At 71.2% G+C, this 14,407-nt stretch carries 12 protein-coding genes; 4 read left to right on the top strand and 8 right to left on the bottom strand.

What is annotated here, in order from left to right; all coding sequences use genetic code 11:
• Positions 1-295: 295 nt before the first annotated feature.
• On the top strand, positions 296-2,092 hold the full coding sequence (locus ACIQPR_RS30775; RefSeq protein WP_403654899.1) for an AMP-dependent synthetase/ligase: 1,797 nt from the start codon (positions 296-298) through the stop codon (positions 2,090-2,092).
• Between the two features lie 13 nt (positions 2,093-2,105).
• Here ACIQPR_RS30775 and ACIQPR_RS30770 read toward each other — a convergent pair whose 3' ends face one another.
• Together ACIQPR_RS30770 and ACIQPR_RS30765 are read right to left on the bottom strand one after the other, a co-directional pair.
• Positions 2,106-3,686, bottom strand: coding sequence for a GMC oxidoreductase (locus ACIQPR_RS30770; RefSeq protein ID WP_403654897.1), 1,581 nt, complete (start codon positions 3,684-3,686; stop codon positions 2,106-2,108).
• 83 nt (positions 3,687-3,769) lie between these two features.
• Positions 3,770-4,924, bottom strand: coding sequence for a glycosyltransferase family 4 protein (locus tag ACIQPR_RS30765; protein WP_403654895.1), 1,155 nt, complete (start codon positions 4,922-4,924; stop codon positions 3,770-3,772).
• Between the two features lie 138 nt (positions 4,925-5,062).
• Between ACIQPR_RS30765 and ACIQPR_RS30760 the strand changes: the two genes are divergently transcribed.
• Positions 5,063-6,298 carry a glycosyltransferase 87 family protein gene (locus ACIQPR_RS30760; RefSeq protein WP_403654893.1) on the top strand — a complete coding sequence of 412 codons (1,236 nt, stop codon included), beginning with the start codon at positions 5,063-5,065 and terminating at the stop codon, positions 6,296-6,298.
• Between the two features lie 38 nt (positions 6,299-6,336).
• Here ACIQPR_RS30760 and ACIQPR_RS30755 read toward each other — a convergent pair whose 3' ends face one another.
• The 5 genes from ACIQPR_RS30755 to ACIQPR_RS30735 all read right to left on the bottom strand — a co-directional run bounded on the left by ACIQPR_RS30755 (position 6,337) and on the right by ACIQPR_RS30735 (position 11,666).
• Entirely contained in the window at positions 6,337-7,527 is a 1,191-nt protein-coding gene (locus ACIQPR_RS30755) for a hypothetical protein (protein WP_403654891.1), read from the bottom strand.
• Positions 7,528-7,557: 30 nt separating this feature from the next.
• Entirely contained in the window at positions 7,558-8,580 is a 1,023-nt protein-coding gene (locus ACIQPR_RS30750; RefSeq protein ID WP_403654889.1) for an NlpC/P60 family protein, read from the bottom strand.
• Between the two features lie 220 nt (positions 8,581-8,800).
• Positions 8,801-9,835 (bottom strand): NlpC/P60 family protein, encoded by a 1,035-nt coding sequence (locus tag ACIQPR_RS30745; protein ID WP_403654887.1) that lies wholly within the window; start codon positions 9,833-9,835, stop codon positions 8,801-8,803.
• Between the two features lie 210 nt (positions 9,836-10,045).
• Positions 10,046-11,389, bottom strand: coding sequence for an NYN domain-containing protein (locus ACIQPR_RS30740; RefSeq protein WP_403654885.1), 1,344 nt, complete (start codon positions 11,387-11,389; stop codon positions 10,046-10,048).
• A 37-nt stretch (positions 11,390-11,426) separates the two neighbouring features.
• Positions 11,427-11,666, bottom strand: a complete 240-nt coding sequence (locus ACIQPR_RS30735; RefSeq protein WP_019067815.1) for a hypothetical protein — start codon at positions 11,664-11,666, stop codon at positions 11,427-11,429.
• A gap of 161 nt (positions 11,667-11,827) precedes the next feature.
• Between ACIQPR_RS30735 and ACIQPR_RS30730 the strand changes: the two genes are divergently transcribed.
• Both ACIQPR_RS30730 and ACIQPR_RS30725 read left to right on the top strand, forming a co-directional pair.
• Positions 11,828-12,562 (top strand): rhomboid family intramembrane serine protease, encoded by a 735-nt coding sequence (locus ACIQPR_RS30730; RefSeq protein ID WP_403654882.1) that lies wholly within the window; start codon positions 11,828-11,830, stop codon positions 12,560-12,562.
• The gene (locus ACIQPR_RS30725; RefSeq protein ID WP_019062383.1) at positions 12,559-12,840 is read left to right on the top strand and encodes an Lrp/AsnC family transcriptional regulator; all 282 of its coding nucleotides are present in this window, start codon (positions 12,559-12,561) and stop codon (positions 12,838-12,840) included. Before ACIQPR_RS30730 ends, ACIQPR_RS30725 begins: the two co-directional genes overlap by 4 nt.
• Positions 12,841-12,952: 112 nt before the next feature.
• On the opposite strand, the gene ACIQPR_RS30720 is transcribed toward ACIQPR_RS30725, so the two are convergent.
• Positions 12,953-14,314: an aminotransferase class V-fold PLP-dependent enzyme gene (locus tag ACIQPR_RS30720; protein ID WP_403654880.1), complete on the bottom strand. Its 1,362-nt coding sequence runs from the start codon at positions 14,312-14,314 to the stop codon at positions 12,953-12,955.
• Positions 14,315-14,407: the final 93 nt, after the last annotated feature.

Raw genomic sequence — 14,407 nt, 5'->3', positions numbered from 1 at the left:
GACGATCAAGCGTAGGCGTGTGCGGCAAACGTGAACAGTGGCGGCCCCGCTCCCGGTTACTGGCCAGTCCAGAAAGGGGTGGACTACTGTGCGCGAGGAAACACCCATCTGTGTGACGCGGCGAACATCTCGCCGGACCCCCCTGTCGTAGGACCCATACCGGCGGGTAACGTCCGGGCAGTCCAGTCGTGCTCAGGATTTCAACCAACGGTCCTGACGCACCTGCCCGAGCCTTGGACCGGACCGTCGCATCACACAACGTCGTGGCGCCGGCGCCCTATGAGGAGCAGCAGTCTTGCGCGAGTTCAGCCTTCCGGCTTTGTACGAGGTCCCTGCGGACGGCAACCTGACCGACATCGTCCGCAGAAACGCCGCGCAGCACCCAGATGTCGCCGTCATCGCCCGCAAGGCGGGCAACGGCTGGCAGGACGTGACCGCCACGGTCTTCCTCGCCGAGGTGCACGCCGCCGCCAAGGGGCTGATCGCCTCCGGTGTCCAGCCCGGCGACCGGGTCGGGCTGATGTCCCGCACGCGGTACGAGTGGACGCTGCTCGACTTCGCGATCTGGTGTGCGGGCGCGATCACCGTGCCGGTGTACGAGACCAGCTCGCCGGAGCAGGTGCAGTGGATCCTCAGCGACTCCGGGGCCACCGCGCTCGTCGTGGAGCAGGACGGGCACGCCGCCGCCGTCGAGTCGGTGCGCGACCGGCTGCCCGCGCTCAAGCACGTCTGGCAGATCGACGCGGGCGCGATCGAGGAGCTGGGCCGCGCGGGCAAGGACGTCTCGGACGCGACCGTCGAGGAGCGCAGCTCGCGGGCGAAGGCCGACGACCCGGCGACCATCGTGTACACGAGTGGCACCACCGGCCGCCCCAAGGGCTGTGTGCTCACCCACCGCAGCTTCTTCGCGGAGTGCGGCAACATCGTGGAGCGGCTGCGCCCGCTGTTCCGCACCGGCGAGTGCTCGGTGCTGCTGTTCCTGCCGCTGGCGCACGTCTTCGGGCGGCTGGTGCAGATCGCGCCGATGATGGCGCCGATCAAGCTGGGCCTGGTCCCGGACATCAAGAACCTCACCGACGAACTGGCCTCGTTCCGGCCGACGTTGATCCTCGGTGTGCCGCGCGTCTTCGAGAAGGTCTACAACTCGGCGCGCGCCAAGGCGCAGGCGGACGGCAAGGGCAAGATCTTCGACAAGGCGGCCGACACCGCCATCGCGTACAGCCGCGCGCTGGACACCCCGTCGGGTCCCTCGCTGGGCCTGAAGCTGAAGTACAAGACGTTCGACAAGCTCGTCTACAGCAAGCTGCGGGCGGTGCTCGGCGGCCGGGGCGAGTACGCGATCTCCGGCGGCGCCCCGCTGGGCGAGCGGCTCGGGCACTTCTTCCGGGGCATCGGCTTCACCGTCCTTGAGGGCTACGGGCTGACCGAGTCCTGCGCGGCCACGGCCTTCAACCCCTGGGACCGGACGAAGATCGGCACGGTCGGGCAGCCGCTGCCGGGCTCGGTGGTGCGCATCGCGGACGACGGCGAGGTGCTGCTGCACGGCGAGCACCTGTTCAAGGGCTACTGGAACAACGAGGCGGCGACCGCCGAGGCGCTGGCGGACGGCTGGTTCCACACCGGGGACATCGGCACCCTCGACGAGGACGGCTACCTCAGGATCACCGGCCGCAAGAAGGAGATCATCGTCACCGCGGGCGGCAAGAACGTCGCCCCGGCCGTGATCGAGGACCGCATCCGCGCGCACGCGCTGGTCGCGGAGTGCATGGTCGTCGGGGACGGGCGGCCGTTCGTGGGCGCGCTGGTCACCATCGACGACGAGTTCCTGGGCCGCTGGGCGGCCGAGCACGGCAAGCCAGTGGGTTCCACCGCGGCGTCGCTGCGTGACGACCCGGATCTGTTGCGGGCGATCCAGGACGCCGTCGACGACGGCAACGCCGCGGTGTCGAAAGCGGAATCGGTGCGGAAGTTCCGCATTCTGTCCTCCCAGTTCACGGAGGAGTCGGGCCACCTGACGCCGTCGCTGAAGCTCAAGCGCAATGTGGTGGCGAAGGACTACGCGGACGAGATCGAGGCCATCTACCAGAAGTAGAGGGCGAGTTGAGTCAGGTGTCCTCGGCGAGGACCCGTTCCATCGTGCGTTCGGCGAGCGCGGTGATGGTGACGAACGGGTTCACGCCGATGTTGCCGGGCACCAGCGAACCGTCCGTGATGTACAGCTTCGAATACCCCTTCACCCGGCCGTAGTCGTCGGTCGCGCTGCCCAACACACAGCCGCCGAGCGGGTGGTAGCAGAAGTCGTCCGCGAAGATCTTGCTCGGTGTGCCGAACAGGTCGGAGCGGTAGACCGTCGCGTTGGCCGTGTTGATCCGGTCGAACAGCTTCTTGGCCATGGCGACCGAGACCGCGCTCTGGGCCGCGGTCCAGCCCAGCTTCACCGTGCCGCTCGCCGAGTCGTAGGTGAACGAGGCCCGTTGGGGGTTCTTGGTGATCGCCAGATAGAGGCTCACCCAGGTCTCGAACCCGATGGGCAGCGGGGCGATCTCCGCGAAGACCGGGTTGTCGGTGTTGGACCAGTCGTCGATGCCCATGACCGGCATGGTCGACTGGTTGGCGCCGGTGGTGTCCCAGATGTGGTTGGCGCGGCCCACCATGGTGTTGCCGTTGGGCCCCCAGCCCGCCCCGACCGAGGAGTTGAGCGCCGGCAGGGTGCCGGTGTCGCGGGCCCGGACGAGGAGTTCGGTGGTGCCGAGGCTGCCGCCGCCGAGGAACAGATAGGTGCAGCTGTACTGCTTGGTCTCGACGACCGTGCCGGTGTCGTCGATCCGGTTCACGGTCAGGACGTAGGATCCGTCGCTCGCGCGGCTGACCCCGGTCACCTTCTCCATGGTGTGGATGGTGACCTTGCCGGTGCCCAGCGCGGAGGCGAGGTAGGTCTTGTCGAGGCTCTTCTTGCCGTAGTTGTTGCCGTAGATGACCTCCTGGGCGAGCGCGGACTTGGTGGCGGTGCCGGCCGCTTCCTGCTGCATGTACCCGAAGTCGTAGACGTTGGGCACGAAGGTGGTGGTCAGGCCGGTGGTGGTGGCGGCCTTCCGTGAGGTGCGGGTGAACTGGTACCACTCCGTCGACTCGAACCAGGTCGGGTCGACGGTGTTGACGCCGAGCATGGTGCGGGCGCGCGGGAAGTACGTGCTGTACATCGCGGTGGCGTCCACGGTGGGGAACTGCTCGGTGAAGTACGACTGGCGCGGGGTGACCGCCATCCCGCCGTTGACCAGGGAGCCGCCGCCGACGCCCCGGCCGACGTAGACGGACATGTTGTCGTAGTGCACGCGGTCCAGGACGCCCGGGTAGAGGCTGATGTCCTTGTTGACGACGTCCAGCCACAGGAAGGTGGCGAGCGGGGCCTCGGTGCGGGTCTTGAACCACATGGAGCGCTGGTCCGGGTTGGCGGTGTTGCAGAAGACCTTGCCGTCGGCGCCGGGGGTGTTCCAGAGCCTGCCCATCTCCAGGACGAGGGTGGTGATGCCGGCCTGGCCGAGGCGGAGGGCGGCGACCGCTCCGCCGTAGCCGGAGCCGACGACGATCGCGGGGGCGGTGACGACGGCCGCGGGTTCGACGGCCTGGGCCGACTGGAGGCCGACTCGGGTGAGACCGGCCGCCGCGGCGGTCTGGAGGGCTACCATGCCCAGTATTTGACGTCTCGTCAGCTGATGCTGCGTCAGTTTTGCTGTCATGTGCGCAGCATGTGCGGACTATTCGGTTCCGCCTAGTCCCCGGTGGGCAACAAGGTTTTCAATTTCTCCGCGAGCAGGTCCCAGCGCCACTTCTCCTCGACCCAGACACGCCCCCGCTCGCCCATGTCGCGGCGCAGTTCCGGGTCCGCGAGCAGGGCGACGATCCGGTCGGCGGCCTCCTCCGGGGACCCGCCGCGCACCACCCAGCCGGTCTCGCCGTCGAGCACCGCGTCGGGCGCGCCGCCGGAGTCACCGGCCACGACCGGCAGCCCGGTGGCGGACGCCTCCAGGTAGACGATGCCGAGCCCCTCGACGTCCAGCCCGCCGCGCCGGGTCCGGCAGGGCATCGCGAAGACGTCGCCGGCGCCGTAGTGCGCGGGCAGTTCGGCCCAGGGCACGGCGCCCGTGAAGCGCACGGAGTCGCCGACCCCCGTCTCCCGCACCAGCCGGCGCAGGTCCTTCTCGTACGGTCCGCCGCCCACGATCAGCAGGACGGCGTCGGGCTGCCGGGCCAGGATGCGCGGCATGGCCAGGATCAGCGTGTCCTGCCCCTTGCGCGGCACCAGCCGCGAGACGCACACGACGACGGGCCGCTCGGTGAGCCCGAGCCGCGCGCGGACCTCGTCGCCGCCGGAGCCCGGATGGAAGACCTTCTCGTCGACACCGGGCGGCAGTTGGACCATCCGGGCCGCCGCCTCCGGACTCAGCGCGGTGGCGATCCGGGACCGCGTGTACTCCCCGAGATAGGTGATCGTGTCCGTCGACTCCCCGATCCTGCCCAGGAGTTGACGCGCGGCGGGCAGTTGCGCCCACCCGGCCTCGTGCCCGTGGGTGGTGGCGACGAGCCGCTCGGCACCGGCCTTGCGCAGCGCGGGCGCCATCAGCCCGAGCGGCGCCGCCGCCCCGAACCACACCGCCGTGCACCCGTGTTCACGCAGCAGCCCGACGGCCCTGCGGGTCGCCGCGGGCGTCGGCAGCAGCATGGTCGTGCTGTCCCGTACGACCATGAAGGGCTGCTCGGCGTCGAAGGCCGCGGTCGCCTCGGCGCCCTCCCGGCCGCGCTTCCAGGTCGACGCGTAGACGACGAGCCGCTCGGGGTCCAGCCGCAGCGCCATGTTGTGCAGGAAGGCCTGGATGCCCCCGGGCCGGGGCGGGAAGTCATTGGTCACGATCAGGGTCTTGCGCACCCGGCCGACCTTACCCGGGCGGGCCCGGGACGGGTTCACAGCCCGGCACGGCCGCGCTTCATGGCCATCGCACAGCCGCTCGGGAGAACATATGGCCCTCACCCGGCAGGCGCGGAACGGCACGGAACAGGGGCTCAGGTGGAGATCGCGGGCGCGGGACGGCGGCTGGCAGCGCTGCTGGGGACCTGGGGCGCGACCCGGGTCGTGCTGCTGCTGTTCGTCTTCAAGGTGTTCGTGTTCCCCGGCCCGGACGTCACCAGCGACGTGTCGGTGATCTACCAGGGCTGGTACGAGACCCTGCGGCACGGCGGCTTCCCGCTGGACGACGTCACCTGGCAGTACCCGCCCGCCGCCGCGCTCCCGATCCTCTCCCCCGCCCTGCTGGGCTTCCTCGACTACGCGTCGGCGTTCTTCGTCCTCGCCTGCCTCGCCGACCTGACCGTCCTGGCCCTGCTCCTGTACACGGGCCTGCGCCCCGGCCGGACCCTGCGCGGCGCCTGGGTGTGGGTGGCGGGCGTCCCGCTGCTGGGCCCCACGGTGTACGCCCGCTACGACGTAATGGTGACCGCGGTCGCCGTGGCCGCGCTGCTGGCCGGTGCCCGCCATCCGCGGGTGATGGGCGCGCTGGTGGGCTTCGGCGCCCTGCTCAAGGTGTGGCCGGCGCTGCTCCTGCTGGGCGCGGTCAGGCGCCGCGCGTGGACCGCGGCGGCGGTGACCACGGTCGCGGTCGCCGCCGTCTTCGCGGTGTCGATGCCGGGCGCGTTCGCCTTCCTGACCTTCCAGCGCGAGCGGGGCACGGAGGTGGAGTCGCTGGGCTCCCTGGTCTTCCATGTGGCCCGGCACTTCGGCTGGCAGGGCCAGGTGCTCCTGAACTACGGCTCGGTCGAGTTCGTCGGCCCCTACGTCAACTGGGTCAGCACGGCCGCCCTCGGCCTGACCGCGGTCGCCTTCGGCTGGCTGATCTTCTGGCGGCTGATGGCGGCCCGCTTCCTCCCGCACACCCTCGCAGACGCGGCCTTCGTGGCGGTGCTGATGTTCACGGTCACCAGCCGGGTGATCAGCCCCCAGTACGTCGTCTGGCTGATCGGCCTCGCGGCCGTCTGCTCCTGCTTCCGCGCCAGCCGTATGCGGCTCCCGGTCGGCCTGGTGCTGGCGGCGGCCTTCGTGACGGTCCTGGAGTTCCCGGTGCGGTTCGCCGACGTGGTCGCCAGCAACGGCCTCGGCATCACGCTGCTGGCCGTGCGCAACGGCCTCCTGGTCGCGGCGGCGCTCACCGCCGCCCGCGAACTGTGGCGGGCCTCGGTCACCTGGGCGGACGTACCGCCGCTGCCCAGTCAGGCCACCCGCTCGAAGGCGACGTCGGCCTCGCCCTGACGCGGGGCCGGCGGTGCCGAGGACATCTCCCGGCCGGATCAGGCGAGTTGGTCCTTGAGATAGTCCCGCCACTGCGCGGTGAAGTCGTCCAGGGTCGTCCCGAGGACGTCCTTCATCGCGTCCTCCACCGCGCCCGCCCGCTTCTTGTGGGCACCGACGGCCCGGTAGAACCTGCCCAGCCGGGCCGTGCCCCAGTGGTCCTCGATCATCCGGCAGGCCAGCCAGCCGCCCTCGTAGGCCCGGGCCAGTTCGCCGGCCTCGCTGTCGAAGCCGAAGTCCTTGTCGGCGGGGAGCGCGGTCGGCGGGTCGCCGTCCTCGACCGCGCGCTGGAGCTCGGGGGCGGCCTGCACCGGGGTGCGTCCGGTGCCCCGGTAGCCGATCCAGTCGGCGTAGCCCTCCGAGAGCCAGAGGGGGGTGGCGGAGGTGGTGCGGGCGCGGGTGGCCACATGGGTCGTCTCGTGGGTGAGCACGACCTGCTTGCCGGTCGGGCCCAGCATGGCGTACGCCTCCGGGTTGACGATGATCCGGTCGGCCGGGGCGTCGCCCGAGCCGCCCGCCTCGCCCGTCGTGACCGCGGCGATGCCCCGGTAGGACGCGGCCGGTGCGCCCAGGAGCCCCGCCATGCCCTCCAGGGAGCCGGGGACGAGCACGACGACGTGCCGGGTCCAGTCGGTGCCCCAGACCGCCGAGACGGCCGGTACGGCGTGGTCGGCGAGCGAGCGGTACTCGCGCAGCGCCTCGGCGGACTGCCCGACCCCCATCACCAGGCTGTGCGCGCCCTGCACGACGCTCACCTTCCCCAGGTCCCACAGCTGCCGGCCCGCCTTCTTCGCGGGCCGGTCGGAGTCGACGTACCACTGCCCGTCGGCGGTCAGGCGGAGCGTGAGGGTGCGGCCGACCGTGACGGGCGAGGTGTCGTAGCCCCGGACGCGGTAGCCGAGCTGGGCGTCGGCGGTCGCGGTGGCGCCGGTGCGGCGCAGCGAGGTGAGCCGGTAGGACCAGGACGCGAACGGTACGGCGGACAGGTTCTCGTAGGCCGTGCGCGCGCCGGTCCGGGCGTACGCCGCCCCGTCGTGGCGCAGGACCGCCGCGGACTGCCGGTCCAGCAGGCGCTGCACCGCCGTCCTCGCGCTGTCCGGCGCGGGCTGCCCGCCGCACGCCACCAGCGAGCCGAACAGCAGACACAGCGCGAGCACTCCGGAGCGCGACGCCCGCCTACGACCAGTCACTTCCCGATCGTACGACCCCTTCGCGCCGGTTCAGACCCTGGTGACCGACGAGACGGGCATCATGCCGACCGGGTCGTAGCGCACCGGGGCGCCCGGGTAGGGGGCGTGGATGACCTGGCCGTGGCCCACGTACATCGCGACATGGCTGGCGTCGGAGCGGTAGACGACCAGATCGCCGGGCTGCGCCTGGGACAGCGGGATCCGCTGCCCGGCGTAGCGCTGCTCCTGGGAGGTGCGCGGGAGATGGACGCCGGCCCGGCCGTACGACCACTGCATCAGGCCGGAGCAGTCGAAGCCGCCGGGGCCGTTGGCGCCCCAGATGTAGGGCTTGCCGAGTGCGGAGCGGGCGGCGGCCACCGCGGCGGCGGCGCGGGACGAGGCGGGCACCCCCGCGCCGAGTTCGGGGATCTCCTCGCGGGAGGAGCGGGAGGCCCGGTCGAAGGCGGCGCGGTCGGCGAGCGGCATGCCGTTGAGGATCTGCCGGGCCTTGGCGAGCTTGCTCTCGACGGTCTTCTTGTGGGTGGCGACGGCCTTGCGGCTGCGCTCCAGTTCGGCGAGGTGCCCGGTGGCCTCGCTGCGCTCCTGCGCGAGTTCGCGCATGGCGTCCTGGAGGTCCTTGAGTTCGCCCGCCTGCTCGGTGGTGATGCGGTCGAGGACGGAGGCCTTGTCGAGGTAGTCGGCCGGGTCGTCGGAGAAGAGCAGCGCGACGGTGGGGTCGATGCCGCCGGAGCGGTACTGCGCGCCGGCGAGTGCGCCCAGCGCGTCCCGCATGGTGTTGATGCGCTGCTGCTGCCGGGCGATCCGGTCCTGGGCGTCGCTCACCTGCCGGTGCAGCTGCCCGGCGCGTTCGTCGGCCTTGTCGTAGGCCTCGGTCGCCTTCTCGGCCTCCTGGTAGAGCCGGTCCACCTCGGCCCGGGCGTCCTCGTGCGGCGCGGCCTGGGCGGAGCCGGCCGGCAGGGCGCCCAGGGCCGCCGCGGCGGCGCCGAACACACAGACTGCGGCGCTGGCGCCTCGGTCGAACCCGGACGGTGCTTGGCGGCGACGGGATCCCACGGGAAGCCGCACTCCTTCCGCTGGCGGACACGGACCGCTCCCCCGATGCGGGGAAACGCGCCAGACAGTAGCTCTGTGAAGGGGTGCGGGCCAAAGACCTCCGCGGACACACAACGTGACGCCCCGCCTATGACGCAGGTCATCGGCGGGGCGCGGGGTCAGCCTGGAGTGTCGCGATTCGCCCGTTCGGGCGGTCGGGAACGACCGGGTACGGGCGGGATCAGATCCGGACGCCGAACTGGAACGGCATGTTGGCGATCGACTCGTAGCGCACCACGGCACCGGTGTGCGGGGCGTGCAGCACCTGGCCGTTGCCCGCGTAGAGGCCGACGTGGTGGTAGTCGCCGTAGAAGATGACCAGGTCGCCGACCTTGAGGTCGCTCTCGCTGTAGATCCGGGTGCCGGCGTTCGCCTGGGCCTCGGAGGTGCGGGGGATGGAGACGCCCGCCTGCGCGTAGGCCCAGGAGGTGAGGCCGGAGCAGTCGAAGGAGGAGGGGCCGGAGGCGCCGTAGACGTACGGGGAGCCGATCACGGACTGGGCGGCGGCGAACGCGGAGGCGGCGCGGCCGGAGGCGGAACCGGTGTTGCCGAGGTTCACGCGGGAGGTGGAGCGGCTGGCCGCGTTGGCCTGCTCCTGGGCGAGGGACGCCTTCTCCGCCGCCGTCAGGGTGTTGAGGATCTTCTGGGCCGCGGCCAGCTTGGCCTTGACCTCGTCCTTCTTCTTCTTGAGCTCGGTGCGGGTGGCGGAGAGGTCCTTGAGCTTGGTGCTCGCCTCCGCGCGCTCCTGGGCGAGTTCGCGCTGCTTGCTCTGGATCTTCGTGAGCGCCTCGACCTGCTGAGCGCTCAACTGGTCCATCGTGGACGCCTTGTCGAGGTAGTCGCTCGGGTCCGAGGACAGGAAGAGCTGGATCGACGGGTCGATGCCGCCGGTGCGGTACTGGGCGCTGGCCATCGTGCCGAGGCCGTCCCGGAGCTTGTTCAGCTCCTCCTGGCCGCGGGCCACGTTGTCCTGGATGGTGGAGATCTCCTTCTGGAGCTTCTCCTGCTTCTCCTGGGCCCCGTCGAGCTTCTCGGTGGCCTGCTCGGCCTGCTCGTAGAGGGCGTCGACCTTCGCCTTGACCTCGTCCTTGCTGGGCTTCTCGCTCGGCGCGGCGTTGGCGGCCTGGGCGCTGATGGCAACGGCGGCTGCGGCTGCGGTGGTCAGCACGGTGACACGCGCGCGGCTCGGCTGCTTCGGTCGACGATGGGACGCCACGGAGTCGAGCTCCTTCTATTGAGTGATCACCCGTTCGGAGGTTCGAGGCATGACCCTAGTGATGATCCTGTGATCAGTTCAAATCCTCACACGAAAAAATGCCGTCACTCAAAGCATTCTTTGCCCATAACCCACATGCAGTGATGGTCGATTGACACTACGTTGCGTGACGGTTCGGTCAATTCCGGCATTAACCCTGTACGTTGACCTTCACGACAGTCGCTTCAGGAGTACCGCAGAAGCGACGGGCCGCGCGCCCGCCTTCGCGATGCCGTCGGCCACCTCGCGGTCGGTCGACGCGACGATGACGGGCCGGCCGGGCGGCTCCGCGCGCACCAGCTGGCGGATCAACTCGTCGGCGGTGACGCCCGGTTTGGAGAACAGCACCCGCACTCCGCGCGGCGGCGCGAGCAGCACCGGCGCGGCCAGCTCGGCCCCGTCGAAGACACAGGTGACCTCGGCGCCGGTCTGCGCGGCCAGCTGCGAGAGCTGCCCCAGCAGCCTCAACCGCTGCTTCTCCAGGGGCATTTGGGGATAGCCGGTCTTGGTGACGTTGTAGCCGTCGACGACCAGATGGGCCTGCGGCAGCGCGAGCAACTGGTCGAGGATCGCCGGGTCGTGCTCGGACAGCGCCCGCGCCGCGATGTCCTTCGGGGTCATTCGTCCCGGTTCGACCGCGTCCACGGTCTCGGCGGGCCGTACCGAGACGGGCGGCAGGGCCAGTTCCCGGCGCAGCCCCTGGGCCGCGTCCAGCACGGTGTCGAGCAGCAGCCGTACCCGCATGTCCTCGACGCTGCGTCCCTCCCGGGCCGCCTTGCGGGTGGCCTCCAGGGCCGCCTCCGCCTCGGCCAGCCGGGCCTTGAGCCGCCGGGTCTCGGCCTCGCCCGCGGACACCTGGGCCTGGCCCTCGGCGCGCGACGCGTCCGTCTCGGCGCGCAGCTTGCGCAGGGCGGCCTCACCGCGCTTGACATCACTGAGGGCGGAGCGCAGCTTGCGGTGCAGCGACTCCGCTTCCTTCTTCGCCGCGTCCAGTTCGGTGCGCAGCCGCTCGGTCTCGGTCCGGGTGGCGTCCCGCGCCTGCGCCAACTCCTCGCGCAGCCGGTCCAGTTCGGCCCGGTTCTCCTCGTCGGCGCGCTCGGCGTCGGCGCGCAGCGCCTCCTCGCCGGCGGCGGTCACCAGCTTCACCCAGCCGGTGGGGCGCAGCACATAGGCCGCGGCCGCCACATCGAGCGGGTCCGCGGCCGGGGGCGGCGCGCCGGAGTCGAGCGCCCCGGTGAGTTCCGGCTGCGCCTCTCTCAGCTTCTCCCCGATCCGCTGCCGGAACAGCGGGTCGGTCTCCAGCGCGGAGGCCATGGCGTTGCCGGCGAACTTGGCGCGCCGGTTGGGTGCGAAGCGGGCGTACTGGCGCAGCTGTGCGGGCAGTTCGGCGACGGTGAGCCCGCCGAACCCGTCGGAGACGATCTGCACGACCCTTCTCCGCACCCCGTCGGGCAGCGGACGGTCGAGCACCTCGGCGGCGCCGTCGCCCGGCCCCCCGCCTGAGTTCTCCACCATCCCTCACACCCCAATACCTGTGCGGGGCCACTCCCTCTCAGGAGCCGGCGCCCGGCCTGTCCACGAGTTCCACCTGGTCCACGGCATTGCACCAGCGGCAGCGCACCGATTCGATGGTCTCACTGACCACCTCGCGCTCCTCCACCTTCGGCTCACCCGCCAGGTCCAGGTGGAGGTACTCCACGACCTTCGACGAACGCGTCACGTCGAAGCGCGTGAGGTTGCCGCAGAGGGTGCAGCGCCACCGCGTCGAGGCGGTCGGCAGGGGTACCGTCATCGTGGCTGTCCGCTTCCTTCTTGTTCCAGTTTCCGTGATCGCCGGTCTGCCCGGCGAGTGTGGCTCGTAACCCTACGGCCTGGCGGGTACTCGCCGCTCGGCCGTCCACAGCGGCGAGGCACGCTGACCCGGTACGTCCCGTTACGCCATGCTCTGTGTCCATGATCAGCAACTGGGCGACCGCGTCCGTCAGAGCCCTCCGGAACACCTCCGCACCGATGACGTACACCCTGATCGCCCTGTGCTGCCTGATCTTCGTCCTCGGCCCGTCCTCGGGCTTCGTCCCGTCCTACGGCACCGGGGACGCGCTGCTCGTGGCGCAGCGGACGTACTTCCGCCACTGGGGCGTGGTACCGGCCGACCTGTTCGCCGCCCCCGCCCGCGAGGCCCTGACCCCGGTCACCGCCCTCTTCGTCCACGGCAGCTGGGTCCACCTCCTCGGCAACATGCTCTTCCTCTACGTCTTCGGAGCGATGACGGAGGAACGGCTCGGCCGGGTCGGGTTCACCCTCTTCTACCTGGTGTGCGGCTATCTCGCGCTGCTGGGGTACGCGGTGGCCAACGCGGACTCCGCGCAGTCGCTGGTCGGCGCGTCCGGGGCGATCTCGGCGGTCCTCGGCGCGTTCCTGTACCTGTTCCCCCGGGCCCGTGTGACGAGCCTCCTGCCCTTCCTCTTCTTTCTGCCGCTGCGGTTCCCCGCGTGGGTGGTGCTGCCGTTCTGGGCGGCCCTGCAATGGCTGGCGGCGGGGCAGGCGGCACAGGGGCCGGGGGTGGCGTACCTCGCCCACCTGGTGGGCTTCACGCTCGGGTTCTGCTACGCGTGGGTGCGATTCGGCCGTGCGACTAGAGTGAGGGCCGCCCCAGCAACGGTCCCCGAGGGAGAGAACCAGCCGTGATCACCGCGATCGTCCTCATCAAGACCAGCGTGGACCGGATTCCGGAGATCGCCGAGTCGATCGCCGCGCTCGAATCCGTGAGCGAGGTCTTCTCCGTCACCGGCACGTACGACTTGATCGCGATGGTGCGGGTACGCCAGCACGAGGATCTGGCCGAGGTCATCCCGGGCCGGATCAGCAAGATCCCGGGGGTGGAGGGGACGGACACGCACGTCGCGTTCCGGACGTACTCGCAGCACGACCTTGAGGCGGCGTTCGCCATCGGGTTGGACTCGTGAGGTTGGGCGCCTAGGGGGGTGGGGGCCCGGATCGTGTGCGGGTGACCGGTTTGTTGTGGCTGGCCGCGCAGTTCCTCGGGCCCCTGGGGGGTTGTCCCTGAAGGCGTTTGCCTCACACCGTCGGGACGCAGCGGCCGTTCTCCGTGCGGTAGTTCCACTTGGCGCCGTCGGTCACCAGTTCCCGCACGGCCGTCACGAAGCGGTCCACGTGCTCGTCCGGGGTGCCCGCGCCGAAGCTGACCCGGATCGCGTTGAGGGACTTCTCGCCCGGGGCCGCCTCCGGGGCACCGCACTCGCCCTGCGTCTGCGGGTCGGTGCCGAGGAGGGTGCGGACCAGGGGGTGGGCGCAGAAGAGGCCGTCGCGGACGCCGATGCCGTACTCGGCGGAGAGGGCGGCGGCGAAGTGGGAGCTGTTCCAGCCCTCGACGACGAAGGAGATGACGCCGACGCGCGGGGCGTCGTCGCCGAAGAGGGAGAGGACCTTCACCGCCGGGATCCCGGCCAGGCCCGCCCGGACCTTCTCGATGAGGTACTGCTCGCGGGCCACCAGCGTGTCGAAGCCCGCCTCCGTGAGTGCCTTGCAGGCCGACGCGATGGAGTAGGCGCCGATGACGTTCGGGGAGCCGGCCTCGTGGCGGGCGGCGCTGTCGTGCCACTCGACGTCCACTCCCCCGCCCTCGCGCCGGGTGACCTTGCGGCTGGCGCCGCCGCCCGCGAGGTAGGGGTCGGCGGCCTGGAGCCAGTCGGCGCGGCCGGCGAGGACGCCGGAGCCGAAGGGGGCGTAGAGCTTGTGGCCGGAGAAGGCGATCCAGTCGACGTCGAGGTCCTGGACGGAGACCGGGTGGTGCGGGGCGAGCTGGGCGGCGTCCAGGACGATCCGGGCGCCGTGGGCGTGCGCGGCGGCGGCGAGTTCGCGGACCGGCCACAGTTCGCCGGTGACGTTCGAGGCGCCGGTGACGCAGACCAGGGCCGGGCCGTAGGGGTCGCGGGCGGCGAGGGCCAGCTCCAGGGTCTCGACGGCCTGGGCCGGGGTGCGCGGGGCGTCGAGGTAGGTGACCCGGGCGTCCTTCCAGGGCAGCAGGGACGCGTGGTGCTCGGTCTCGAAGACGAACACCTGGCAGTCGGCGGGGAGGGCCGCGGCGAGGAGGTTCAGGGAGTCCGTGGTGGAGCGGGTGAAGACCAGCTGGTCCTCGGGACGGCAGTCCAGGAACTCCTCGACCGTCCGCCGGGCGTTCTCGAAGAGGTCCGTGGAGAGCTGCGAGAGGTAGCCGGCGCCGCGGTGGACGCTGCCGTAGTAGGGGGCGTAGGCCGCCACGTCGTCCCAGACGCGCTGGAGGGCGGGGGCACTGGCCGCGTAGTCGAGCGCCGCGTAGGTGACTTCGCCGCCCGTGACGAGCGGGACGGCGACATCCCGGCCGAGAACGGGCAGCGGGGCACAAATGGTCCGGGGGGCGGCCGTGGTGACGACAGACATGGCGAACTCCTGTGAGAGGCAAGGGGGTTCCGCCGTGCGAGCGCGGACGGCTCCAGCACGGAGGAGGTGAAAGGGGGTATGCGGAGGCGGGGC

It is taken from the genome of Streptomyces sp. NPDC091280 (assembly GCF_044768565.1).
In the GTDB taxonomy this organism is placed as follows: domain Bacteria; phylum Actinomycetota; class Actinomycetes; order Streptomycetales; family Streptomycetaceae; genus Streptomyces.
This window is presented reverse-complemented; position numbering and strand designations above follow the sequence as displayed.

What these genes read in the sequence shown, in the direction of transcription:
- ACIQPR_RS30770 (WP_403654897.1), bottom strand. Translation starts at nt 3,686, where the DNA reads ATGGTAGCCCTCCAGACCGCCGCGGCGGCCGGTCTCACCCGAGTCGGC.
- ACIQPR_RS30730 (WP_403654882.1), top strand. Translation starts at nt 11,828, where the DNA reads ATGATCAGCAACTGGGCGACCGCGTCCGTCAGAGCCCTCCGGAACACC.
- ACIQPR_RS30740 (WP_403654885.1), bottom strand. Translation starts at nt 11,389, where the DNA reads ATGGTGGAGAACTCAGGCGGGGGGCCGGGCGACGGCGCCGCCGAGGTG.
- ACIQPR_RS30735 (WP_019067815.1), bottom strand. Translation starts at nt 11,666, where the DNA reads ATGACGGTACCCCTGCCGACCGCCTCGACGCGGTGGCGCTGCACCCTC.
- ACIQPR_RS30720 (WP_403654880.1), bottom strand. Translation starts at nt 14,314, where the DNA reads ATGTCTGTCGTCACCACGGCCGCCCCCCGGACCATTTGTGCCCCGCTG.